The 22,897-nt window shown below is 70.6% G+C and carries 21 protein-coding genes; 7 read left to right on the plus strand and 14 right to left on the minus strand.

Going from position 1 to position 22,897, the window contains the following annotated elements; genetic code table 11:
• Positions 1-23: 23 nt before the first annotated feature.
• Together OHA77_RS01155 and OHA77_RS01160 are read right to left on the minus strand one after the other, a co-directional pair.
• The gene (locus OHA77_RS01155; RefSeq protein ID WP_406315428.1) at positions 24-494 is read right to left on the minus strand and encodes a CBS domain-containing protein; all 471 of its coding nucleotides are present in this window, start codon (positions 492-494) and stop codon (positions 24-26) included.
• A gap of 280 nt (positions 495-774) precedes the next feature.
• On the minus strand, positions 775-1,212 hold the full coding sequence (locus OHA77_RS01160) for a hypothetical protein (protein ID WP_326822533.1): 438 nt from the start codon (positions 1,210-1,212) through the stop codon (positions 775-777).
• Positions 1,213-1,371: 159 nt separating this feature from the next.
• On the opposite strand from OHA77_RS01160, the gene OHA77_RS01165 reads away from it, so the two are divergent.
• Entirely contained in the window at positions 1,372-2,679 is a 1,308-nt protein-coding gene (locus OHA77_RS01165) for an NAD(P)/FAD-dependent oxidoreductase (protein ID WP_406315430.1), read from the plus strand.
• Here OHA77_RS01165 and OHA77_RS01170 read toward each other — a convergent pair whose 3' ends face one another.
• The gene (locus OHA77_RS01170) at positions 2,680-3,864 is read right to left on the minus strand and encodes an MFS transporter (RefSeq protein WP_406315432.1); all 1,185 of its coding nucleotides are present in this window, start codon (positions 3,862-3,864) and stop codon (positions 2,680-2,682) included.
• A 334-nt stretch (positions 3,865-4,198) separates the two neighbouring features.
• On the opposite strand from OHA77_RS01170, the gene OHA77_RS01175 reads away from it, so the two are divergent.
• Together OHA77_RS01175 and OHA77_RS01180 are read left to right on the plus strand one after the other, a co-directional pair.
• Complete coding sequence (locus OHA77_RS01175) at positions 4,199-4,909, plus strand: pyridoxamine 5'-phosphate oxidase family protein (RefSeq protein WP_406315433.1); 711 nt, start codon at positions 4,199-4,201, stop codon at positions 4,907-4,909.
• Positions 4,906-5,925: a zinc-dependent alcohol dehydrogenase family protein gene (locus OHA77_RS01180; RefSeq protein WP_406315435.1), complete on the plus strand. Its 1,020-nt coding sequence runs from the start codon at positions 4,906-4,908 to the stop codon at positions 5,923-5,925. Before OHA77_RS01175 ends, OHA77_RS01180 begins: the two co-directional genes overlap by 4 nt.
• Before the next feature lie 39 nt (positions 5,926-5,964).
• On the opposite strand, the gene OHA77_RS01185 is transcribed toward OHA77_RS01180, so the two are convergent.
• Positions 5,965-6,543 (minus strand): hypothetical protein, encoded by a 579-nt coding sequence (locus tag OHA77_RS01185; RefSeq protein WP_406315437.1) that lies wholly within the window; start codon positions 6,541-6,543, stop codon positions 5,965-5,967.
• Between the two features lie 355 nt (positions 6,544-6,898).
• Positions 6,899-8,536, minus strand: a complete 1,638-nt coding sequence (locus tag OHA77_RS01190; protein ID WP_406315439.1) for a right-handed parallel beta-helix repeat-containing protein — start codon at positions 8,534-8,536, stop codon at positions 6,899-6,901.
• Positions 8,537-8,918: 382 nt separating this feature from the next.
• Here OHA77_RS01190 and OHA77_RS01195 point away from each other — a divergent pair, with 382 nt between their 5' ends.
• Positions 8,919-9,863, plus strand: a complete 945-nt coding sequence (locus OHA77_RS01195; RefSeq protein WP_406315441.1) for a DUF5996 family protein — start codon at positions 8,919-8,921, stop codon at positions 9,861-9,863.
• Between the two features lie 96 nt (positions 9,864-9,959).
• On the opposite strand, the gene OHA77_RS01200 is transcribed toward OHA77_RS01195, so the two are convergent.
• Positions 9,960-10,640, minus strand: a complete 681-nt coding sequence (locus OHA77_RS01200) for a TetR/AcrR family transcriptional regulator (protein ID WP_406315443.1) — start codon at positions 10,638-10,640, stop codon at positions 9,960-9,962.
• A gap of 65 nt (positions 10,641-10,705) precedes the next feature.
• Between OHA77_RS01200 and OHA77_RS01205 the strand changes: the two genes are divergently transcribed.
• Positions 10,706-12,718 carry a HelD family protein gene (locus tag OHA77_RS01205; protein ID WP_406315445.1) on the plus strand — a complete coding sequence of 671 codons (2,013 nt, stop codon included), beginning with the start codon at positions 10,706-10,708 and terminating at the stop codon, positions 12,716-12,718.
• Between the two features lie 52 nt (positions 12,719-12,770).
• On the opposite strand, the gene OHA77_RS01210 is transcribed toward OHA77_RS01205, so the two are convergent.
• Positions 12,771-13,127, minus strand: coding sequence for a PRC-barrel domain containing protein (locus OHA77_RS01210; protein ID WP_326822523.1), 357 nt, complete (start codon positions 13,125-13,127; stop codon positions 12,771-12,773).
• Positions 13,128-13,366: 239 nt separating this feature from the next.
• On the opposite strand from OHA77_RS01210, the gene OHA77_RS01215 reads away from it, so the two are divergent.
• Positions 13,367-13,846 carry a hypothetical protein gene (locus tag OHA77_RS01215; RefSeq protein ID WP_406315447.1) on the plus strand — a complete coding sequence of 160 codons (480 nt, stop codon included), beginning with the start codon at positions 13,367-13,369 and terminating at the stop codon, positions 13,844-13,846.
• Here the strand turns inward: OHA77_RS01215 and OHA77_RS01220 are convergent.
• A complete protein-coding gene (locus OHA77_RS01220) occupies positions 13,839-14,066 on the minus strand; it encodes a hypothetical protein (protein ID WP_406315449.1) in 228 nt (75 codons plus the stop codon). The genes OHA77_RS01215 and OHA77_RS01220 overlap by 8 nt on opposite strands.
• Before the next feature lie 432 nt (positions 14,067-14,498).
• A complete protein-coding gene (locus OHA77_RS01225) occupies positions 14,499-15,146 on the minus strand; it encodes a LysE family translocator (protein WP_406315451.1) in 648 nt (215 codons plus the stop codon).
• Positions 15,147-15,533: 387 nt separating this feature from the next.
• On the opposite strand from OHA77_RS01225, the gene OHA77_RS01230 reads away from it, so the two are divergent.
• Positions 15,534-17,792, plus strand: a complete 2,259-nt coding sequence (locus tag OHA77_RS01230) for a cellulose binding domain-containing protein (RefSeq protein ID WP_406315452.1) — start codon at positions 15,534-15,536, stop codon at positions 17,790-17,792.
• A gap of 71 nt (positions 17,793-17,863) precedes the next feature.
• On the opposite strand, the gene erm is transcribed toward OHA77_RS01230, so the two are convergent.
• The 5 genes from erm to OHA77_RS01255 form a co-directional block, all read right to left on the minus strand.
• On the minus strand, positions 17,864-18,604 hold the full coding sequence (gene erm / locus OHA77_RS01235) for an ErmE/ErmH/ErmO/ErmR family 23S rRNA (adenine(2058)-N(6))-methyltransferase (RefSeq protein ID WP_406319968.1): 741 nt from the start codon (positions 18,602-18,604) through the stop codon (positions 17,864-17,866).
• 523 nt (positions 18,605-19,127) lie between these two features.
• Complete coding sequence (locus OHA77_RS01240) at positions 19,128-20,192, minus strand: cobalamin-independent methionine synthase II family protein (protein WP_406315454.1); 1,065 nt, start codon at positions 20,190-20,192, stop codon at positions 19,128-19,130.
• A 77-nt stretch (positions 20,193-20,269) separates the two neighbouring features.
• Positions 20,270-21,364, minus strand: coding sequence for a winged helix DNA-binding domain-containing protein (locus OHA77_RS01245; protein ID WP_406315456.1), 1,095 nt, complete (start codon positions 21,362-21,364; stop codon positions 20,270-20,272).
• A gap of 106 nt (positions 21,365-21,470) precedes the next feature.
• Positions 21,471-22,268 carry a GNAT family N-acetyltransferase gene (locus OHA77_RS01250; RefSeq protein WP_406315457.1) on the minus strand — a complete coding sequence of 266 codons (798 nt, stop codon included), beginning with the start codon at positions 22,266-22,268 and terminating at the stop codon, positions 21,471-21,473.
• A gap of 51 nt (positions 22,269-22,319) precedes the next feature.
• Positions 22,320-22,865, minus strand: coding sequence for an MOSC domain-containing protein (locus tag OHA77_RS01255; protein WP_406315458.1), 546 nt, complete (start codon positions 22,863-22,865; stop codon positions 22,320-22,322).
• Between the last annotated feature and the right edge of the window lie 32 nt (positions 22,866-22,897).

Below are 22,897 nucleotides of genomic sequence, written 5' to 3' on the forward strand. Positions count from 1 at the left end.
GTGCCCTGCCGCCGCCGGGACCCTCAGCTGTCCACCGGTCGCCTGTCGAAGGCCCTCAGCAGGTCCACCTGATGGAGAGTTCCGGCGATCTTGCCGCTGACGGCGTCGACCACCGGGAGCTGCTCGACCCGGTTCGCGTGCATCAGGCGGACCGCCTCCGGTATCGAGGTCTGGCGGGTGACCGTCAACGCCGGGCTGGTCATGATCTCCCCGGCGATCATCTCAACCGTCCTGCCGCATCTCTGACGTTCCCTGCGGGCTTCCGGGGCGCTTCCGCCGCGTGAGGTGGCGGTCCCCTCCGGTAGCAGGTCGTCCTCCGACACCACCCCGACCGGCCGCCCGTCGGCGTCGATCACGGCGACGTTCCCCACTTTGAAGCGGCGCATGGTCTCCGTCAGCTCGGCGAACGTCGCCTCTCGGTGAACGGCGATGGCCACCGTACCCATGACGTCGTTGACCTGCAGTGTCATGGTCTTTCCGGCTTTCTTTCGCACGGTGATGTCCTGGTCGGCCCTCCTTTCATGCTCCACGGGAGAGGTCGGACGCGGCAGGGCGGAAGGTCCCGGAGGTCGTGGGACCTTCCGCCTCAGCGACCTCCCCGCGGCCGGGCGCCTCCGGGCGGGCGCCTCCGGGCGGGCGCCTCCGGGCGGGCGCCTCCGGGCGGGCGCCTCCGGGCGGGCGTGGGCGCTCGGATCGACGGTGCACGCCGCAGGCGCACCACGCTCTAGTGGCGGGCGGAAGACCCGGCGGCCGCGGTGAGCCAGTCGTGCGCGATCATGTCCCGGCGCCGCCTTCGGCCTCTCCGGCGAGGGCTCGTGCGGCCGCGACGTCGCTCTCGCCCATGCCGGAATAGCCGTCCCGCCGGTGACGCTCGGCCTGATCGTCGATCCAGCGGCCGTGCGCCTCCCAGGCGGCCTGTTTGCTGGTCCCCAGGGCCGCCCCGATCTGCGACCACGAGGCACCTGCGGCCCGTGCGGACCGTACGGCGAGCTGACGCCCGTAGCCCGCCTTGCGGGCGAGCACCTCGCCGAGCGCGAGGAGTTCCAGCGTCTCGTCCCGGCTGAGGGGCGGGGCGCCCGGGTCGGGGAACGCGGGGTCGGCGTCGTCCTCGTCCACGGGCGAGGCCAGCGCGTCACGGGCGCGGAGGCCGTCATAGCGGGCGGCGGCGGTCAGCAGCGTGAATCTGCGCTCAAGCGCGTCGGGAGTGAACATGATCCGAGTATTTCGTCAGGACGGCTTGACGTCAAGATTGCTTGACGAAAGCGGTGGGTCGGCATCCGACGCGAGCAGCCACCACGGTGGAGAAACCCATCCGGAACGGGTAGGTCGCCGGGACGCATGGAGGGCAGGAGACCCGGAAAGGAAACGGTCATGACCGAACGTCAGCGAGTCGTCGTCATCGGAGGAGGGTTCGCGGGCTTCACCGCGGCCCGGAGCCTGTCGAAGTCGGCCAGGGGCGCCATCGAGATCGTTCTGATCAATCCGACGGACTACTTCCTCTACCTGCCGTTGCTGCCGGAGGTGGCGGCCGGGATCCTCGACCCGCGGAAGGTCGCCATATCGCTGTCGGGTCACAGCCGCGGCATCCGTCACCTGCTCGCCACGGTCGAGTCCATCGACGCGGGGGAACGGCGGATCGTGTGCGTCGACTCTGAGGGCAACCGCCGCGACCTCGGTTACGACCGGCTGGTGATCGCCGTGGGCAGCGTCAACAAGCTGCTCCCCATCCCGGGAGTGGCCGAGCACGCGCACGGTTTCCGCAGCCTCGCCGAGGCCCTTTACCTGCGCGACCACCTCATCCGCCAGATCGAGCTCGCCGACGTCACAAGCGATCCGGAGGAGCGGAGGGCGCGCTGCACCTTCGTGGTGGTGGGCGCCGGCTATACCGGGACCGAGGTGGCGGCCCAGGGCCAACTGCTCACCCTGGACACCGTACGGCAGCGCGGCGGCCTGCGCGGCCAGTCCGTCCGCTGGGTCCTCGTCGACCTCGCCCCACGCATCCTTCCCGAGCTGGACCAGCGCTTGTCCGACATCGCACACCGGACACTGGCCGAACGGGGAATGGAGATCCGCACCGGTACGAGTGTGGCCGAGGCCACCTCGGAAGGGGTCAGACTCTCCGATGGGGAGACCGTGCCGACGCGCTCGCTGATCTGGTGCGTCGGCGTCCGCCCCGACCCACTGGTGGAATCGCTGGGACTGCCGACCGAGAAGGGACGGCTCCTCGTCGACGAGTATCTGAACGTGCCCGGCCATCGGGAGATCTTCGCCTGCGGCGACGCCGCCGCGGTGCCCGACCTCACCCGGCCGGGCCACTACACCGCCATGACCGCCCAGCACGCCACCCGTCAGGGCAAGCAGGTCGCCCGTAACATCGCCGCCTCCTACGGTCACGGCGAGCGGCGTCCCTACCGGCACAACGACCTGGGATTCGTCGTCGACCTGGGTGGCGCGGAAGCAGCCGCCAACCCATTGGGCATCCCGCTGTCCGGAGTGGCGGCGAAGGCGGTCACCCGGGGTTACCACCTGCTGGCCGTCCCCGGCGGCCGGGCGCGCATCGCCGGGAACTGGCTCCTGGACGCCCTGCTGCCCCGCCAGACGGTCCAGCTCGACCTGGTCCACGGCTCCGAGGTGCCGCTCGCGGTCCAGGAGGGGGCTCGCGACGGCGGGCCGCGCTGATCAGGCAGGCTGCCTCTCTGGCAGGGGGACGCCGGCCGGCACCGCGCGACGGTCGAGCAGACCGGAGGTCAGCGCGATCAGGAGCGCGCCGGCCGCCATCAGGGCACCCACCCAGTTGGGGGCCGTGTAGCCGAGACCGGCGGTGATGACCAGGCCACCGAGCCACGCCGCGAGGGCGTTGCCGAGGTTGAAGGCGCCGATGTTGACGGCGGAGGCCAGGGTCGGCGCCGTCGCCGCGTTGTCGAGGACCCGCTTCTGCAGGGGCGGGACGGTCGCGAACCCGAACGCGCCGAGCAGGAAGATCGTGACCATGGCGGGCCCCTGGGCGCGGGAGGTGAAGGTGAAGGCGGCGAGCACCAGGGCAAGCCCGCCGAGGAGGAGGTAGAGGCTGGGCATCAGCGCGCGGTCGGCGAGGCGCCCGCCGAGCAGGTTGCCGATCACGAGACCGACACCGAAGAGCACCAGCAGCCAGCTGACCGCACCGTCGGAGAAGCCCGTCACCTCGGTCATCATGGGCGCGATGTAGGTGAACGAGGCGAAGACGCCCCCGAAGCCCAGCACGGTCATCGCGATGGCGAGCCATACCTGCGGGTTGCGGAACACCACCAGCTCGGCGCCGATGTGGGTGGCCGCGGGACGAGGCCGGCTGGGGACCAGTGCCAGGATGCCGACCAGGCCGACGACGCCGAGCGCGGCCACCGCCAGGAACGTGGAGCGCCAGCCGAGACTCTGCCCGACGAAGGTCCCCATGGGCACGCCGAGCACGTTGGCGAGGGTGAGCCCGGTGAACATGAACGCGATCGCGCTGGCCCGCCTGCCGGGTGCGACGAGATCGGCGGCGAGGATCGAGCCGACCCCGAAGAAGGCTCCGTGGGTGAGGGAGGCTACGATGCGGCCGGTCATCATCACACCGTAGGTGGGGGCGAGCGCGGAGAGCAGGTTGCCCGCGATGAAGATCCCCATCAGGGCGAGGAGCAGGTGTTTGCGGCGCATCCGCGCCCCGAGGATGGTCATCGGTGCGGCGCCGGCCGCGACGCCGAGCGCGTAACCGGAGATCAGGTAGCCGGCCACGGGGATGGAGACACCGAAGTCGGCGGCCACCTCGGGCAGCAGACCGGCGATCACGAACTCGGTGGTGCCGATGGCGAACGCGCCGACAGCCAGCGCGATCAGAGCAAGAGGCATGAGTCTTCCCATGTCGAACGACGAGTACAAGCGCCGACAATAGTTGCATGCGCGCTATATATGCAAACGCTCATGGTGACCGTCGCCGGCCGGCCGCCTGATGGCCCCCGGCCGCGGGACCGGCCCTGGCGGACCCGGCTGGCTCGTGGAACAACGTTCACCGGCACCGGCCGAAAGTCCCATCCATTGGGGACTTCCGCCCTCTGCCCTGCAGGCCCTTCCCGTAGTGGGATGCAGGTAGGCAGGGAAGCCCCGGCGGGACAGGCCGGGACCGGGCGGCGCCTGCGAGACGCGGGGCGCCGTCTTCCTCTGCCGCAACTCGTTGGGAGACTTCATGACCGGACACATGACGGCCCCCGGTGACCTGGGCCGCCGGGTGGCCTGGCGCCGTGAGGCCATGGGCCTGAGCCGTGAGCAGTTGGCCGGCCGCGCCAGGATCGACTCCGGATACCTCGGCTACCTGGAGGAGAACGCCGCGTCACCGGCGGCCGAGACCGTCCATCGCCTGGCCGTGGCCCTGGAGACCAGCACCGAGGAACTCCTCGGCCAGACCGCCGACCTTCCCCCCGGGCGGGGGGAGGCGGCGCCCCACGCCCACCTGGAGAAACTGGATCCGCAGGAGTGTCTACGGCTCATCTCCCCCGGCGGCGTCGGCCGGATCGCCTTCAACGACCTCGGCGGACCGGTGATCCTACCGGTCAACTACGCCCTTCACGACGGTGCGGTGGTCTTCCGCACCGCCTTCGGCGGTCCGCTCGACGAGACCCTGCGCACCGGCCTGCGGGGCGTGGAATTCAAGGTCGCCTTCGAGGTCGACCGGATCGACGAGGCCCGCCGCGAAGGCTGGAGCGTACTGCTGCGCGGTGGCATCCACCATGTCTCCGGCGACGTCTCCTCCGATGCCGATGCCGATGCCGATGCCGATGCCGAGCGTGCCGCGGCCGGCGTGTCAGGGGTTGACCCGTGGGCGGGCGGCGACCGCGGACTGTACGTCAAGGTCGTCCCCACCGAGGTCACCGGTCGCCGCATCCGGCACGTCGAGTGATCCCCGCCGAGATGGACGCCTGGGTGGTGGCCCGCCCCGGGCCGATCACCTCCCATCCGCTGGAGCGCGTCCGGATCCCGGTTCCCGAGCCGGGGCCGGGCGAGGTGCTCGTCAAGGTCGAGGCGTGCGCCGTCTGCCGTACCGACCTCCATCTCACCGAGGGCGACCTGCCCCCGCGACGTCCCCGGACGGTGCCCGGCCACGAGGTCGTGGGACGGGTCGTGGCACCGGGCCCGGACACGCCGCGGCTCGCGCCTGACACCCGCGTCGGGGTGGCCTGGCTCCGCTCGACCTGCGGGCGCTGCCGCTACTGCCGCCGGGGGGCGGAGAACCTCTGCCCGGCTTCCACCTACACCGGCTGGGACGCCGACGGCGGCTACGCCGGGTATCTCACCGTCCCCGAGGACTACGCCTATCCGCTCCCGGAGGGCGTGCCGGCCGAGAAGCTGGCACCGCTGCTGTGCGCCGGGATCATCGGATACCGTGCGCTACTCCGCTGTGACCTGCCCCCCGGCGGTCGCCTCGGCATCTACGGTTTCGGCGCCTCGGCCCATCTGACCGCGCAGATCGCCATCGCCCAGGGGGCGGTCGTGCATGTCCTGACCCGTTCGGCCGCGGCCCGCGAGCTGGCCAGGACACTGGGAGCGGCCTCCGCCGGCGGTGCGGCCGAGGCACCCCCCGAGCCGCTGGACGCCGCGATCCTGTTCGCCCCGGCCGGTGAGCTGGTGCCCACCGCACTCGCCGCTCTGGACCGCGGCGGCACTCTTGCCGTGGCCGGCATCCACCTCAGCGACATCCCCTCCCTCGACTACCGGCGCCACCTGTTCCAGGAGCGCACACTGCGCAGCGTCACCGCCAACACCCGCGCCGACGGCCGGGCCTATCTGGAGCTCGCCACGGCCCATCCTCCGAAGGTCACGACCGTGCCCTATCTCCTCGACGCGGCCGATCAGGCGCTCTGCGACCTCGCCGCCGACCGGATCGAAGGCGCAGCCGTACTGACACCCGGCCGGTGATGACCCGTGACGTCACGGCCGGAGACCGCCGCGCGGCGTTCAGGTCTGCCGCGGGCGGCGCCACCGCTGGTCGGCCAGAGTCCACGCCCGTTCCCATTCGGCGTCACGACGGCGGTTCAGCAGCCCTCGGGCACCGGCGAGACAGAGCAGCAGGACCGCCCCGGCCCCACTCACAATCGTGACCACAGCGACCGTGGTGTCGGTGACCGTCTTGATGTGGCTCTGCGGGGGTGCCGTGGGCTTTCCGGTGCCGTCGATCCAGATCTGGGTGTGGGAACCGGCCGGTGTGCTCGGTGAGAGCACGATCTGCGCTGTCCGTGCACCGCCCTGCGGAGTGGTCCACCGCACCGTCCGTGGCCGCCATCCCGTACCGCCCGCCGGGTCCACGACCTCGGCAAGGACAGGCTGTCTGTGTCCGGGGCTGGTGAGCTCGGCCCGCAGGCCGCCGGCGTAGACCTGCCGGCCGAATGCGGCCGCCGGCCACAGGAAGGCGATGAAGATCACCAGAATCGCCAGGACGATCACCGTGTCGATCCGGTCGGAACGCCTGCGCAACGGGTTGCCGTCGAAGCGGTGAAGATGCAGGCAGCGCATCGCCCATCGGGTAAGGGAACGCATCAGGCCACCTCCTGCCGCTGATGTACACATTTTCACGGTCCGGTCCACGCACCCGGCGTGACCAGGGTCTTTGGACGTGGCCAACCGGGACCTTCGGCCTCATCATGTGCCGGTCCGCACCTTTCGTTCCTTCCCCGGCCCGCCGCCGTGACACCGTACGGCGGGACGGATGTGTGCGTCCCCGGGTCCGCCCCATGGTTTCCGCCGCCGATCTGGTGGAGATCGCCCGGTTGTCGGCCCTGCCGCTGACGGCATGGGCACGCAGGGGCTGGACCGCTTCGTCACGGTGCGGGCCGAGCAGGTCTCCGGCCGCCATGTCCGCGCTTGACTCCCCTGCCACCGCAAGGCCCCCTTGTCAGGGGGTGATGGTGAGGCCGTGGTTGCGATCCCAGTGTCCGCCGGAGGGGGCGGTGTCGAAGCGGACGGCCGCGACGGCGTTGCCCGTCAGATCGTTGTCCTCCACCCTGCCCGACTCGCAGCCACCGGCATCAGTGATCCACAGACCATGGGTCTGCGTCTTGGCGCGCTGGTTGTCCCAGACGCGGTTACCGCGGACCGTGAGGTCGAGGGTCGGCGCGTTCAGGCCGACGCCGGCCCGGACGGTGGGAGAACCGGGCAGGCTGTAGGGGGTGCCCGGGTCGGGAACCTCACCGGTCCAGGCTGTGCTCGCCCCGGGCCGGAAGGGGGCGAGCACGAGTTCGGTGGCGGTGTTGGCGGCGACGAGCGCCGTCTGAACGCCGACGGTGAGCACCTTGCCGCGGTGCCCGTCGGGAAGCCAGGCCGCCGCGGTGTCGGTCAGGCAGGTGGCGGCATAGGTGACGGTGTCACCCCCGCCGGATGCGGCGGGTGCCGCACGCCCGCCGTTGTCACGGATCCGGTTACCGAGGAAGACGGCGTCGATGAGGGTCGCGTCGACCCGGAGGCCGTCGAGGGCGTTGCCCCATATGTCGTTGCCGTCGAGGACCATCTCGGCGGAGGCGTGCGAGGGACCGCCGGGCAGGTTGTGCTGCCGGTACCCGTAGCGGCCGTTGCGGCTGATCCGGTTGCCGTGGACGGTGTATCGGCCGGGGGTGTTGCCGATGCTGATGCCGTCACCGACGTTGCCGTCGACGAGGCAGCCGGTGACGACCCCTCCTCTTCCGGCGACCGAGGTCGTCCCCAGCCCTGAGACGTCGAACCCGGCGACCCGGTTTCCGATCATGGTGCAGGCGGCGACGATCAATCCGTCGGCGCCCCAGTCGGAGATGCCGTATCTGTTGTCCTCGGCGTGGCAGTTGGTGATGCGGATGCCCCGGGGCGGGGTCCACCGCCGGTCCTGCAGTTCCAGGAAGATGCCGTTGGTCCCGTTGCCGACGGCGGTGCAGCCGGTGATGGTGAGCCGCTCGACGGCACCCCACCCGCCGATCCCGATGCCGAGACCGGCTCCGCCTATCTGCTCGCCGCTGTCCAGCCGCCCGCAGCCGACGGCGATGACACTCTCCACCACCGAGTCCTGCAGGAAGTCGCACCCGAGGCCCGAGGCCGCGGTGTGGTGGATGTACAGGCCGCGGAAGCGGCCCCGGAGCACGTACTGCAGGCCCAGCCCCTTGGCGAGCACGTCGTACTCCTCCAGCGCGACGTCGGAGCCGTCGATCTCGAAGTCGGCGAAGGTGCAGTCGGCGAGGTGGTTGCCGGGGCCGGCGCCGTGCTGGATGGCGGTGAAGAAGGCCAGCGGCGTCGGATCGGTGCGGTTGCCGGAGTTGGACAGCACGAAGCGGGTCACCCCCGGGCCGGCGCCGACGAGGGAGACGCCGCTCCGCCACACGGTGCCCGCGTCCCGGATCGAGTACACCCCGGGAGGGCAGTGCACGACGCGCGCCCGGCCGTCCGCGGCGCAAGCCTCCCCCGCCATGTCGACCAGCTCCGCCAGAGCCGGCTGGTCGTTGGTGACGCCGTCGCCGATGAGCCCGTGGTCACGGGCGTTGTAGATCAGTGGGGCTGCCGGCACGGGCATCCCGACCTCCTCTGGGCGAATACGGGTCCTCCGGTGGCCTCGGCAGACGAGAGGGCCGGCCGACGCCTCTCTTGTGCGCGGCCTGGGAGCGGACCGGCCGGTCATGGGTTCAATTCCCGGCCCTTTGCCGGCTAAGCGCAGCTCAGCGTGGTTGAGGTAGCCGATCCCCCGCCCCGGGGAACGCGGACATCCTGCCTGGGCCACTCGTCGAACCGACCGAGGCATCGCACGGGCGGAGGCCGCACCCTTTGGCGACTCTTGGTAATGATTGACTACCATGAGTGATGTCGGGTGCCGGTGGGCGGCCTTCGCCGGAGCGGTCCGGCGGAGGCCGTGACGCGGAACGAGAGAACGGTCACGGCGAAACGCGAAGGAGGCGGCCATGGAGTGGTTTCCCGCCATGCCCCTGGACGACTGGGCGGACACGAAGGAGACCGTGCACCGGTTCACCCAGATCGTCGGCAAGGTACGGCTGGCCTCAAGCGTCCGGCGCAACCACTGGTGGAACGTCCCCTTCCACCTGACCGGGCGGGGCATCACCACACGCCCCTCGGGCGGTTTCGAGGGCAGGCCGATCTTCACCGTCGACTTCGACTTCGTCGGCCACCGGCTGATCGTCAACCGGCTGGACGGACGGAGCACGTCCTTCGGCCTGATCGGCCATACGGTCGCCTCCTTCCACCGGACCCTGTTCGAGGTGCTGGGAGACCTGGGCATCGAAGTGGAGATCCTGGCCGAGCCGTTCGGGCTCACCGACGGCACGCCGTTCGCGAACGACACCCGGCACGCCGCCTACGACCCGGCGATGGTGACGCGATACTGGCAGGTCCTCTCCCAGGTCAGCCTGGTGCTGGACCGCTCCGCCGCCGACTTCTGCGGCAAGATCAGCCCGGTGCACCACTTCTGGCACACCTTCGACATCGCCGTGACGCGTTTTTCGGGCCGTTCGGCCGGCGAGCAGCCCCAGGCCGATCCCGTCACCAGGGAGGCCTACTCCAAGGAGGTGATCAGCAGCGGATTCTGGTTCGGCGACGACGCGATGCCCTGGCCGGCGTTCTACTCCTACACCGCACCCGAACCGGCCGGCATCGCCGAGGAGCCGCTGCGCCCGGAGCGGGCGGCGTGGCTGCTCCAGCGGGGCAGCCACCTGGCCGTCCTGCGTTACGACGACGCGCGTGCCTGCGACGACCCCGTCGCCGCCGTGCTGGACTTCCTCGACAGCGCCTACCAGGCGGGGGCGCGGCGGGCCCGATGGGCTCCCGAACTGCTCGTCGCCCCGCCCGGGACCACCGACCCGGTTCTGGAGCAGGAAGCCCCGAAGCCTTGACCGCTCCCCCGGCTCAAGGGCCGGGGATCCTCGCGTCGCGTCGCGGTCAAGCGGCGTGCGGGGGCAGCCGGGGCGGGCCCGTCGTCACAGCCGCGGTCAGCTCGACCCCTCTGCGTCCATGAGTGGTCGCGCCTCCGCCGCACCGGGGCCGGCCTCCGGCCCGTGCGCGGCGCCGGCCCCGTCGCGCAACAGGGTGAACGCGTGTCTCGCAGCGTGGACGGCCGCGGGATGGACCTGCTCGGCCGTCTCCCCTTCGGCGAGCCTGCGCCAGTTCCGATGGGCCAGGACGCGCTGCACGGCCAGCACCTGACCGGCGACGAGACGCGCGGTGAGGTCGTCGGTGCTCTCGGCGAGCGCTTCGGCCAGTGCCTCCTCGTCGCCGGCCATGTAGTGGGACACCCGGGCCGCCAGGCTGGGCGTGCCGAAGACCATGCGGTGGTAGCCGAGCACCTCCGCGTTGTCGTTGAGGCCGGTGACGGGGTCACGCCGGTGCAGCCCCGCCAGGAAGTGACGCTCCAGCGCGGCCAGCGGCTCCTCCCCCGGCCGTCGCCGCCGGACGACACGCGCGGCCTCTCCCTGGTGGTCGGCGATCCGGTGGAGGACGAGGTCCTCCTTGGTGGCGAAGTATTTGAACAAGGTCGGCTTGGAGACCTCCGCAGCCGCCGCGATCTCGGCGACCGACACCTCGTCGAAGCCCCGCCGTAGGAACAGCGTGATCGCCGCCGTGGAGATCGCCTCATGAGTCCGCTGCTTCTTGATGTCTCGAAGTCCCGTCACGGTCCCATCCTATCCCCATGTTAACCTGGTTAATATATTAACCGGGTTAAGTTTGGTGGTGTGGAATGACCGTACTGAACGACGAGAAGGCCTACCTCGCACGCTGCGAGGCGGCACTGCGCAGGATGCTGGACGGCGCCCGCCACAACGTCGTCATCGGCGAGCAGGTGGCGGGCGACCGCTACAGCGCCGAACGGCTCGGCCGTCACCTCAAAAGTCTCGCCAAGCAACTGGAGGAGGAGCCCGACGGCCCGCCGTTCTTCGGCCGCCTCGACTTCGGACACGGTCCCGCCGCCGGTGAGCATCGCGCACAGCGCTACTACATCGGCCGGCGCCACATCTCCGGCGACACGGGGCAGCAGCCGCTGGTCATCGACTGGCGCGCCCCCGTCTCCAGGGCGTTCTACCAGGCCGGCGCCCACGATCCGCAGGGCATCGCGGTACGTCGCCGCTTCGGCTGGGCCGCGAACACACTGACCGGCTTCGAAGACGAACGCCTCGAGTCCGGTGAGGACCTGGGAGCCGCCGGCCGGATCGTGGCCGCCGAGATCGAACGGCCCCGAGTCGGCCCGATGCGTGACATCGTCGCCACCATCCAGCCCGAACAGGACGAGTTGGTGCGGGCCGGACTCCAGGAGTCGATCTGCGTCCAGGGAGCCCCCGGCACGGGCAAGACCGCGGTGGGCCTGCACCGGGCCGCATATCTGCTGTATGCCCACCGGCAGCGGCTCGAACGCGGCGGCGTGCTGGTCCTCGGCCCCAACCGCGCCTTCCTCGGCTATATCGCGTCGGTGCTGCCGGCGCTGGGCGAGGGCGACGTCGAGCAGACGACCGTGGACCAACTGCTGGCCCACGGTCCGGTCCAGGGAGCGGACAGCGACACCGCCGCCGTCGTCAAGCACGACGCCCGCATGGCGGACGTGCTGCGCCGGGCCCTGTACGGGCGGGTACGCAAGCCCACCGAGCCGGTCACCGTCCCCGACGGCTCCGCCCGCCTGCGGGTGGCGACCGAAGACCTGCGCCGCATCGTCGACGACACCCTGCGTGCCGCTCCGCCGTACGCGATCGGACGCGAGCGGGTGCTCTCCCGCACCGTCGCCCTGATGCAACGGCAGGCCGAGGCCCGCGGCAGGAACGCGAACGCGGCCTGGACGCGCGCGATGGGCAGAGCTCTCACCCCGTTCCTGGACACGGTGTGGCCCTCCGCACGGCCCTACGAAGTCGTCGCCGGGCTGCTCGGCGACCCCGAGGCGCTGGCGCAGGCCGCGGACGGAATCCTGACGGCGCGGGAGCAGGAGGCGATCACCTGGACCAGGCCGCCGCGGACGTCCAAGAGCGCCACCTGGTCGGCGGCCGACGCCGTGCTCATCGACGAGGTCGCCGGCCTGCTGGAACGCCCGCGGGGCTACGGCCACGTGATCGTCGACGAGGCGCAGGACCTGTCGGCGATGCAGTGCCGGGCCATCGCCCGAAGGAGCGAACACGGCTCGATCACCGTGCTGGGCGACCTGGCACAGGGCACGACGCCCTGGGCCGCCCGCGACTGGCGCGACCGGCTCACCCAGCTGGGCAGGCCGGAAGCACGGGTGATCACGCTGGCGACCGGCTTCCGGGTGCCCGCGGCCGTGGTCGCGCTCGCCAACCGCCTGCTCGAAGCCCTCGAGGTGGACGTGCCTGCCACCCGTTCCTTCCGGACCGACGGCCGGCTACGCGTCCGGCAGGTGACCGACCTGCCGCGCGCCACCGTCGCCGCGGTGCGTGAAGCCCTCCGCCATGACGGATCGATCGCGGTCATCGCCGCCGACGCCACCGTCGAGACCTTCGCGGCGGCGCTGTGGAACGAGGGCATCACGATCGCCGAGGCCGGTGAGACGGGCGGCGCCGCACGGGTGAGCGTGGTGCCCGCGACGATGGCCAAGGGCCTGGAGTACGACCATGTGGTGGTGGCCGAACCGGCCGAGATCGCCGGAGCCGAGGAGCGTGGCCTCAACCGGCTGTACGTGGTGCTCACCCGCGCCGTTTCACGGCTCGACGTCCTGCACCACCGCCCGCTCCCCTCATACCTGGCCGATGTGTGAAGGAAGGGGGCATCCCCCGCCGGGACGCCCCCTTCCTCCGCAGGTCCTGTGCTCAGTTCAGGAGGTGGCGGCCGTAGTAACCGCTGAGGTCCTGCCGGTACCCGGGCCCGTGGTAGGCGGTCTCGTCGAACTCCGGCGCCTCCTCGATCTCCTCCTTGGTGTGCGCGACATACACCTTGCGCTCCTGAGGGTCGATCCGGGTGACGGTGGCGGCCGGCAGCACCACCTTCTTGCCGAAGATCCAGAAGCTGGTGTCGACGACGACATAGCTCTCGCCGGCCACGTTGCTCTCCTCCTCCACCAAACCGATCTTGCCGTCGGTGGCCTCCACGTCAAAACCGATCACGCTCAGACCCTGGTCGGTCTCGGTGACGCCGGAACGGTAGGTCCACAGGTTCTCACTCGTCATCGCACGGCTCTTTTCGCTGGTGAGCGTCTCGGTAACCGGGTGACTACCCGCGCCCGCCACGATAAACACCCTCCGGGCACCCCCTCCCGGCCTGCGTCGGCCCTGCCTGCCGTCGCCCCGTGGACGCGGGAGCCCACGCCATGTTCAAGAAACGATCAAGCCGTGGGTGGTCCGTCGGAGCAGGGGAAGGAGCGTGGTTGCGGCTCTGTCGATCATTTCCGCCGATCATGTGAGGACCCATGAGGCTTCTGGCCCGCCCCCATCAGTTCCCCGTCCGGCTCACCGCCGGCGCCTTCCTGCTGAACTCGGGGCTGACCATCGCGGCCTCGGCCGGGGAGAGCGCGCCCCACATCCACGGGATGGCGTCGACGGCCTATCCGTTCCTGAAGGACATGGACCCCGAGGAGTTCACCCGGTGGCTCGCCCGAGGGCAGATCGCCGTCGGCGCGGCACTGCTGATCCCCCTGGTGCCGTCGCTGCTCGCGGGTGCGGCGCTCACCGCTTTCGCCGGCGGACTGGTCGGCCTCTATCTGAGGACGCCGGGCCTGCGCCAGGAGGGCAGCCTGCGCCCCACCCAGGAGGGCATCCCCATCGCCAAGGACATCTGGCTCCTGGGAATGGGCGCCGGGCTGGTCGCCGAGGAACTCGCCCGTGACCGGGCCGGATGCGGAAAATTGAGGAAACGGCCGAGACCGCGCCGGCCCGGACTCGTCAAGTGATGATCACATAGAGGCCCAGGCCGACCCCCGCGACGATGACCAGGAAGGACACCACGGCGAGAACCGATCCGAGCAGCCTGCGGCCACCGGGCTGAGCGTCCGCGGTCGCGATCGACAACCCCAGAAGACCGAGCCCGTACACCGCGGCCAGTCCCGCCCCGGAGACGAGGCTTGTCGCCACGAACACCGTCAGGACATGCAGGTCCAGATAGTCCTTCACGGCACCAACTCCCCATGAAAGCGCGGAGGCGCACCGGCCAAGGTCTCCTCGCCTACGGGAGACGTGCGGTCACAGTCAGGCCCCTGATCGCTTTTCAGGACAGGCAAGCCCCATGTTCGGTAAAGTCCCCGCCTCGCGCGGCCGTCCGGGCGCCCTCATCGAGGGTGACCCGCTGCGCGAGGACCCGCGCCCCGAAGATCGGGATTACTCGTTGCCCACCGTCGTGTGCGGTTTCTCCGCCGACGAAGACGGTGAGCCGACCGGCCGGCCCGCGTCCCTGGCACGCCGGGCCCGACCGGTGGCGCGTCATCGGTTCCCCGGACCGGTCGGCGTCCCGATCACCGTAGCCGGGCACGGCACCCCGTCCCGCCGCTGCCTGCTGCCTGCTGCCTGCTGCGGGATGTTCGGGCGGAGCCGTGGACTCGCCACCGCCTACGGGAGGGCCAGCGCGCGGGTGCGGTCGGTGACGATGCGCAGCGCGAACCCGGTCAGTGCCGCACCCATCAGGTAGCGCTGCACACGCGCCCAGAACGGCCGCCTGCCCAGGAACGCCGCGATCGCCCCCGCCGACAGCACGATCATCCCGTTGACCGTCAGGGCGACGACGATCTGGGTCAGCCCGAGGAAGAAGCCCTGCGCGGCGATGCTGCCCCGCGCCGGGTCGACGAACTGGGGGAGCAGCGACACGTACAGAATGGCGATCTTGGGATTGAGCAGGCTGGTGACCAGCCCCATGGAGAAAAGCCGGAGCGGCGCATCCACCGGCAGCGCGCTGGGCTCGAAGGCCGTCCGCGCGCCCGGCCGTACCGTCTTCCAGGCAAGCCACAGCAGGTAGACCGCGCCCGCGAGTTTGATCGCGGTGTAGGCGGCGGGCACCACGGCGAAGAGCGTCGCGATACCGGCCGCCGTCGCGCCCAGATACACCAGGAACCCGGCGCCGATGCCCGCAAGTGAGATCAGGCCCGCGCGGCGTCCCTGTGTCACCGACCGGGAGATCAGATAGATCATGTTGGGCCCCGGGGTGAGGACCATGCCAAGGGCGATAAGGGCGATGCCGAGGACGGCACTGACAGAGACCATGGACGTATCCTGTTGCGCTCACCCCGACAAGAGAATAGCCAATTTCGCATATTGGCCCTTAAACATCGAGTTCGACTCGGGCGGTGCCGTTCAGGCCGCCTCGACCGGGGTCATGGCGGCAGAAGCCGTACATATCTGACATGTCAGCCAGAGCTGAAAGTTTCACCCGCTCCCCCATGCTCCGCCCGGAGCGACCGGACCGCTTTACGGCCGACAGTCACAGCTCACGGCGGTGGGGGACGGACACCGGCGCCCTCACCCGCGAAGGCGGACGGGGCACCGCGATGGCGCACCGGACGGATTGCCGGTATGTGATAGGTGGCTGAAAGCGCTTTCCCAACGCTGACGCCGTCCCCCGCATCGATCCGCTCAACCACAGGGGAGAGCATGTCCCGATCATCGCAACCACCCCTCCGCCGTCTGCTGGTGTTCTGCTCGGCTGCTCTGGTCGCCGTCGCGGCGGGCGCGGCCACGGCGGCGACCGCCCAGGCCGCCGGCTGCCGTGTCAGCTACTCCGTCTCCTCCCAGTGGTCGGGAGGTTTCACCGGCGACGTGGCGGTGACCAACCTGGGTGACCCGATCAACGGCTGGAAGCTCAGCTGGGGCTTCACCGCCGGGCAGCAGGTGACGCAGGCCTGGAACTCCACCGTCACCCAGAGCGGCGCCCAGGTGACGGCCGCGGACGCCGGATACAACGCGGCACTGGCCACCGGCGCCACCGCCTCATTCGGCTTCAACGCCTCCTGGAACGGCTCCGCCAATCCCGTCCCCGCGACGTTCACGCTCAACGGGGTCGCCTGCACCGGCTCCACCGGCCCCACCCCGACCCCCACACCCACGGTCACCCCCACCGTCACTCCCACCCCCACGCCCACCCCGACCGCGCCCGGTGGCTCACGGCAGGTGGAAGACCTCGACCGCGGTCTGATCAGCGCCCGGTCCGGCACCGGCAACTTCGTCGCCTGGCGGCTGCTCGGCACCGACCCGGCGGACACGGCCTTCAACCTGTACCGCGGTACGACGAAAGTGAACTCCTCCCCCATCACCGGCTCGACCAACTACCTGGACGGCGGCGCCGCGGCGGACGCCTCCTACACCGTGCGCCCGGTCGTCAACGGCGCCGAGCAGGCCGCCTCCGAGACCTCCCTCCGCTTCACCGGCGGCAGCTATCTGGACGTACCGATCCAGCCACCGGCGGGCGGCACCACACCGGACGGCGTCGCCTACACCTACGCCGCCAACGACGCCGGCGTGGGCGACCTCGACGGGGACGGACGGTATGAGTTCATCCTCAAATGGGACCCGTCCAACGCCAAGGACAACTCCCAGTCCGGCTACACCGGCAACGTCTACGTCGACGCCTACCGGCTCGACGGCACCCGGCTGTGGCGGATCAACCTCGGGCGCAACATCCGCGCCGGTGCCCACTACACACAGTTCCAGGTCTACGACTACGACGGCGACGGCAGGGCCGAGGTCGCGATGAAGACCGCCGACGGCACGGTCGACGGCACCGGGAAGACCATCGGCAGTTCCTCGGCGGACTACCGCAACTCCGCCGGCTACATCCTGTCCGGCCCCGAATACCTCACCATGTTCAACGGGCAGACCGGCGCCGCCCTGTCCACGGTCGACTACGACCCGCCCCGGGGCACCGTCTCCTCCTGGGGAGACTCCTACGGCAACCGCGTCGACCGGTTCCTGGCCGCGACCGCCTATCTGGACGGCGAGCGGCCGAGCCTGATCATGGCGCGGGGCTACTACACCCGTGCGGTGATCGCGGCCTGGGACTTCCGCAACGGCCTGCTCACCAAGCGCTGGACCTTCGACTCCAACGCCTCGGGCAACAGCACCTGGGCCGGGCAGGGCAATCACAACCTGAGCGTGGGCGACGTCGACGGCGACGGCAGAGACGAGATCGTCTACGGCTCGGCGGCGATCGACGACAACGGCCGCGGGCTGTGGAACACCCGCAACGGTCACGGAGACGCGATGCACCTGGGCGACCTGGACCCCTCCAGGACCGGTCTTGAGGTGTTCAAGGTCGATGAGGACGCCTCCAAGCCCAGCTCCTGGATGGCCGACGCCCGCACCGGGCAGATCCTCTGGCAGACCGCCGCCAACGGCGACAACGGCCGGGGCGTCTCAGCCGACGTCTGGGCCGGCAGTCCCGGCGCCGAGTCCTGGTCGGCCTCCGGCGGGGACGGGATCGTCAACACCAAGGGCCAGAACGTGGGCCGCAAACCCTCCTCGACGAACTTCCTGGCCTGGTGGGACGCCGACCCCGTACGTGAGCTCCTCGACGGCACGCACATCGACAAGTACGGCACCGGCGGCGACAGCCGGCTGCTGACCGCGAGCGGAGTGCACTCCAACAACGGCACCAAGTCCACGCCGGCGCTCTCCGGCGACCTGTTCGGCGACTGGCGCGAAGAGGTGGTCTGGGCGACCGGCGACAACACCGCGCTGCGCGTCTACACCACCACCGCCGTCACCACCCGGCGGATCTTCACCCTCATGCACGACACCCAGTACCGCACCGCGATCGCCTGGCAGAACACCGCCTACAACCAGCCCCCGCACCCGAGCTTCTTCATCGGTGACGGCATGTCCACCCCTGCCCGGCCCAACGTCCACCCGCGCTGAGGCCAACCGGGACCGACGACGGCAACAGGGCCCGTGCCCGGTCGCGGCAGACCGGGCACGGGCCCCGCGCCTCATCGGCCGGGCGGCTCCGCGGGATGGAGGCGGTCGAACAGGACCAGCCACTGCCCGGGATGGACCGCCGCCATCACCGTGCCCGGCCGTACCTCCGCCGCCTCGAAGGCGGCCGCCACCCGGTGGGCCGGGTATCTCATCCGCAGTGAGGCGTCCAGCGAGCCGCCGAGCCCGGCGAAGCCGTACTCGACGAACGCGTGGTAACCGGCCAGCGGCTCCCCGGCCAGCAGCGCCACGGGCCGCCGATCGATGCCCAGGATCGCCGAGTCGACCGCCGGAACCGGCCGGAAGCTCTCCCTGCCGACGCGTCCCAGCAATTTCCAGGAGTACTCCGGCCAGGTCAGCACGGTCAGCAGGCTCCAGAGACCGAAGTCACCGGTGCGTTTACGCGCGTACTCCACCTGGGTGACCAGCGTCGCCGAGGTCAGCGAGGGTGCCTCCAGACACCAGGAAACAATCTTGGATGTGATCGCGTAGGGGATGTTCCCGACGACCGCGAACGGCTCACGGGGAACACGCGCTCCGAGGAAGTCTCCTCTGACCACCGTGATCCGGTCCTCGTCGCGGGTGCGGGAGGCGAGCCTGCCGGCCAGTCGCGGGTCTACCTCATAGCTGATGACCTCCTTGCAGGTCTCGGCCAGGGCGAGGGTGAGCGCACCCTCTCCCCCGCCGGGCTCCAGGACCAGCCCGTGCGACCCGGCGGCCTCGACCACCCGGTGCACCGCATGCGGATCGACCATGAAGTTCTGCGAGAGAACACGCCTGGCCCGGTCACGGGGGGTACGGCCGCCGCCGTTCCCCACCCGCTTCTGGGTGTGCGAATAATTTCCGTGCGCGAAGGACTGCGCCACAGCTTGTCGCCCTTTCGGGTCCGAGATGAACAGGTCTCGGAGGCCCTGGGCACACGCATCGGGGACGCGTGGAGAAGAGAGCGCCCCTAGCGGGCCAGAGCCCGGCTGTTACGAGGACGCGCCACCATGAGGCCCACCATGAAGGTGGCGGAACACATACACATGCCGTAGACGCTATGAGCCCCAGCGACACGCACGCAACCTCTTTTCCCTCCGTACGCGCCACCTCGGCCCACCCCGCCGGGAACAGGGCGTCCCAGGGGCCCGGCGACCACCGGAACACGCACCCCGCGACGCGCCGTGAGCGCCCCGTTCAGCGAGCTCGCCCGGCACCAGCGCCGTCGTCGATCCGACGACGGGCGCCGGGCGCTCCTGTGACGGGGCGGAGCCCGGTCACGTAGGGTCCGGCGGGTCAGACGCCCAGGGCCTCGGCGGCGAGCGCGGTGCCCTGTATCCGGGCGGCGATCTTGGCGAAGGCGACCTCGCGGGAGGTGGAGGTGTCGTCCGCGAATGGGGAGAACCCGCAGTCGTCGCAGGTGCCCAACTGCTCGACCGGGATGTGCCGGGCCGCCTGCAGCACCCGGTCACGCACCTGCTCGGGGGTCTCCACCACGGGGTCGATCGGATCGGTCACCCCGATGAAGACCCTGCTACCGGGACGCAGATGGGCGCCGATGATGTCCAGCACCCTGGCCGGGTCGGGCTCGCCGGCCAGTTGGATGTAGAAGTTGCCGGCCTGCAGCCGAAGGAGTTCGGGGAGCAGGGCGGCGTAGTCGACGTCGGCGCTGTGAGTGGAGTCCTGGTCGCCGCCGGGGCAGGTGTGCACGCCGATCCGGGCCCGCTCAGCCGGGCTGAAGCGCTCCAGCACCTGGTTGTTGAGGGTGATGAAGTCATTCAGCAGCCCACCGCTGGGATCGAGTTTGAGTGACAGCCGTCCCTCGGTGAAGTCCAGCTGTACGGCGTGCGCACCCGCGTCCAGGCAGTCGCGGATGTCGGCCTCGGTCTCGGCGAGCAGGTCGTCCAGGAAGACCTTGCGGGGGTAGTCGGCGATGCCGCCGGCCGGATAGAGCAGGCTCAGCGCCGACGGGGCGATGACCGCCTGCTTGACCGGCAGCCGGGTGTGGCGCTGCGCTTCCTTCAGATAGTCCGCAGCGTGGACGCGGTAGCGGAACGGACCGGAAGTCAGGCACGGCAACTGCCGGGTGTGCCCGTCTGCGAACGGGATGATCGCCCCATCGGGGCTGAGGCCGTCGAGTCCGGTGAGCGGATAGGTGGCGAAACTGGGTTTGGACTGCTCGCCGTCGACGAGGACCGGGCAGCCGAGTCGCTCCAGTCGCGCGATGGTGTCGGCGACGGCTTCGGCCTGCCGCGCGGCCAACTCGGCGTCGCCGATCCGGCCTGCGGCGTGATCGGATAGCGCGGCCAGCAGCGCGGGGGGACGGGGGATGCTGCCGATCGGTTCGGTAGGGATAGCCATGCTGGGAGCGTAGATAACGATCTGCACTTAATCAATCACTCTCAGCTGAGAAGTGCTCTCCCGGAGCGGCCGGGCGGTCAGACGAAGCGGACGTCCCGGACCGTCGCGGACGCGGCGACGAAGTCCAGCATGCGCATTCCCTCCTGCTCCAGCTCCGCCCGCTCCGCCGCCGTCACCGGCTGGAACAGCTCCACCTCCAGCACCGCCTCGTCCCGCTTGGCAGCCACCTTCCACATGCCCCGCACGAACCCGTCCACCAGCACCGTCGCCTTGATGATGCCGTTGACCGTGAAAACCCTGCGGCGGTACTCATCCGCCATGATCCGCGTCCGGGTCCGGTCGCTGAACGACAGCAACATGTTGTCGAACTCTGACAGGTAACGCACCGGAGCCGGAGTGCCGGGGTCGGGCCGGGAGGCCTCGGGCAGGTCCACCAGCTCCACGCCGTCCTCCGTCACGAAGGTCCGCAGCCCCATGCCCCGGACGACCTCACCCAGCCGGGTCATGCCCGACCACTGCTGGACGTCCATCACCGCCGCGGGACCGTAGGCGGCCAGATAGCGGCGGACCGCCTCCTCGGTGGAGGCCCGTTCGTCCAGGGGGCGTCCCAGCCACACCTCTGCGCTGGTGTGGGCGGGCTTCCCGCCCACCCCCCAGATGCCTCTGGGTGGGACCTGTACCAGCGCCACCGTGCTGCGCACGCCGTTGACCAGGTCGGCGGAGTCGTACTCCGGCCATCGCTCCCGCAGTCGCTCCCCGAGCTCGCGGAAGGTGAGCGGGCCCTCCTCCACCAGGGCACGGCCCGCGGCGGCGAGCTCGTCCAGGTCCAGGCCGCCCAGTCGTTTGGCGTGCCCGCCCATCAGTGCCCGCAGCAGCATCGGCTGCAGCAGCGGGCGCAGGGTCAGGCAGTCGTCGGCCGTGACCAGGTGAATGGTGGACCGCATCAGGACCAGCCGCACCACGCTGCGCTCCTGCAGCAGACGCGACAGGTCCTCGTGGCCGAACCCGTCCAGCCGACTCCACAGCCCGATGTAGGGCGGGTTCGGGGCCTGGGCCTGCATGCCGTACAGCTGCCGGACCGCGTCGAACGCCGGCAACCGCGTCCGAGCCAGCAGAAGCTGCCGGTCCAGGGTGGCCCGGTTGAGCGCGCGCCTGGTAAGCATCTCGGGCATATATCTCCTCTCACCGCGATTCCGCCAAGGAGCACATTATCAGAATGGAATAGTCCATTCCGCCATGTGCATGCCAGGTCGTCGCGGCACCACCCGCTTCACACCGTCAGATGGCCGGAGGCGTCCATACGTAGGGCGTCGTCGTCACGATCGCCTCCAGCCCCAGCCGGGCCAGGATCGGCCGGCTGTCATCGGAGGCGTCCACCTGCACCAGCCGGAACCCCCGATCCACCGCCAGCCCCGCCCGATAGGCGACCATCGCCCGGTAGACGCCCCGCCCCCGCCACTCCTTCAGCGTCGAGCCGCCCCACAGCGAGACGAAGTCCGTGTCCTCGTGGAACCGCATCCACGCCGCGCACACCACCTGGCCACCGGCCTCGGCCAGGACCACCGCGCACCGGTCGCCGGGCCCGGCGATGTCCCGCTCCAGCAGATCGGGCAGCCAACTGCGGTCGGCATCCCAGACCGTCTCCTCCATCTCCCGGATCCGCTCAAGATCGACCCGGCCGGTCACCTCACGCAGCCGCACCCCCTCCGGCAGCACCGGGGTCGCGGCCAGCCCGGCCGCCTCGCCCACCATGACGGTCTCCCGCTGCTCGGCCTCGAACCCGGCCGCGACCAGCCGTTCGGGCAGGTCCACGGGAAGGTCGCCACCGTGGTGCTTCCACTCCACCGGCCGGCCGATCTCGGTGAAGAAGTCACGCTGGCCCGCGATGAACGCGTCCAGCTCCGCGCCGTCCAGCCCGCCCAGATCCCGGTAGAGCAGGAAGCCCTGCCCGAGCCCATCCGACACCACCCGCAGCACCGGCCCGACCCTCTCGGCCGTACGGCCGGGCGTCGGCCTGCCCCGGAGCTGCTCGTCATAAGCGCGGAGATGGGCCGAGGCCCGCGATGAGATGTCCATTGCGCCCACCCAATCACACCACGTCATCTCCGGCGACAGGGCGAAGCCGGGCTAAACCCGGTCCAGCGGCCGGTGCGGCGGCGCCGGCAGCTCCACCTCGATCACGTCGCCGGGCCGCACCTCGCCGCCGGTCACCACCACGCCCATCACCCCCGCCCTGCGGACCAGCTCACCGGCCTCGTCCCGGCCCACCACCCGCTTGAGCAACCCCGGCCGGAAGGCGTCGATCTGCAGGCACGGGTTGCGCAGCCCGGTGATCTCGACAACCGCCTCCTCCCCCAGCCGCAGCAGCGCCCCCACCGGCAGACCGAGCAGGTCGACGCCGCGGGTGGTGACGTTCTCTCCCAGTTCGCCCGCTTCCACCTGGAACCCCGCCGCCGCCAGTTCGTCGTGGAGCTCGGCGTGGATCAGGTGGACCTGGCGCAGGTTGGGCTGGGTCGGGTCCTGCGCCACCCGGGACCGGTGCTTGACCGTCACCCCGAGATGCGCGTCACCTTCGACACCGAGCCCGGCCAGCAGCCGGATGCCCGTCTCGCGGGGCTTGCTGAAGGTGTGCGTGGCACTACGGCTCACCGCCGTCACTCGTCCGTCCGTCATGGGGAGATTCTCTCCCGTCCTGGGGCCTCCGG

The organism is Streptosporangium sp. NBC_01639 (genome assembly GCF_045209755.1).
Lineage (GTDB): Bacteria > Actinomycetota > Actinomycetes > Streptosporangiales > Streptosporangiaceae > Streptosporangium.

Excerpts from the sequence above, each read along its gene's own strand:
- OHA77_RS01225 (WP_406315451.1), bottom strand. The coding sequence starts at position 15,146 with ATGGTCTCTGTCAGTGCCGTCCTCGGCATCGCCCTTATCGCCCTTGGC.
- erm (WP_406319968.1), bottom strand. The coding sequence starts at position 18,604 with ATGGTCGATCCGCATGCGGTGCACCGGGTGGTCGAGGCCGCCGGGTCG.
- OHA77_RS01255 (WP_406315458.1), bottom strand. The coding sequence starts at position 22,865 with ATGACGGACGGACGAGTGACGGCGGTGAGCCGTAGTGCCACGCACACC.
- OHA77_RS01165 (WP_406315430.1), top strand. The coding sequence starts at position 1,372 with ATGACCGAACGTCAGCGAGTCGTCGTCATCGGAGGAGGGTTCGCGGGC.
- OHA77_RS01195 (WP_406315441.1), top strand. The coding sequence starts at position 8,919 with ATGGAGTGGTTTCCCGCCATGCCCCTGGACGACTGGGCGGACACGAAG.
- OHA77_RS01185 (WP_406315437.1), bottom strand. The coding sequence starts at position 6,543 with ATGCGTTCCCTTACCCGATGGGCGATGCGCTGCCTGCATCTTCACCGC.
- OHA77_RS01250 (WP_406315457.1), bottom strand. The coding sequence starts at position 22,268 with ATGGACATCTCATCGCGGGCCTCGGCCCATCTCCGCGCTTATGACGAG.
- OHA77_RS01215 (WP_406315447.1), top strand. The coding sequence starts at position 13,367 with ATGAGGCTTCTGGCCCGCCCCCATCAGTTCCCCGTCCGGCTCACCGCC.
- OHA77_RS01170 (WP_406315432.1), bottom strand. The coding sequence starts at position 3,864 with ATGCCTCTTGCTCTGATCGCGCTGGCTGTCGGCGCGTTCGCCATCGGC.
- OHA77_RS01205 (WP_406315445.1), top strand. The coding sequence starts at position 10,706 with ATGACCGTACTGAACGACGAGAAGGCCTACCTCGCACGCTGCGAGGCG.
- OHA77_RS01230 (WP_406315452.1), top strand. The coding sequence starts at position 15,534 with ATGTCCCGATCATCGCAACCACCCCTCCGCCGTCTGCTGGTGTTCTGC.
- OHA77_RS01175 (WP_406315433.1), top strand. The coding sequence starts at position 4,199 with ATGACCGGACACATGACGGCCCCCGGTGACCTGGGCCGCCGGGTGGCC.
- OHA77_RS01245 (WP_406315456.1), bottom strand. The coding sequence starts at position 21,364 with ATGCCCGAGATGCTTACCAGGCGCGCGCTCAACCGGGCCACCCTGGAC.
- OHA77_RS01190 (WP_406315439.1), bottom strand. The coding sequence starts at position 8,536 with ATGCCCGTGCCGGCAGCCCCACTGATCTACAACGCCCGTGACCACGGG.
- OHA77_RS01240 (WP_406315454.1), bottom strand. The coding sequence starts at position 20,192 with ATGGCTATCCCTACCGAACCGATCGGCAGCATCCCCCGTCCCCCCGCG.
- OHA77_RS01160 (WP_326822533.1), bottom strand. The coding sequence starts at position 1,212 with ATGTTCACTCCCGACGCGCTTGAGCGCAGATTCACGCTGCTGACCGCC.
- OHA77_RS01210 (WP_326822523.1), bottom strand. The coding sequence starts at position 13,127 with ATGACGAGTGAGAACCTGTGGACCTACCGTTCCGGCGTCACCGAGACC.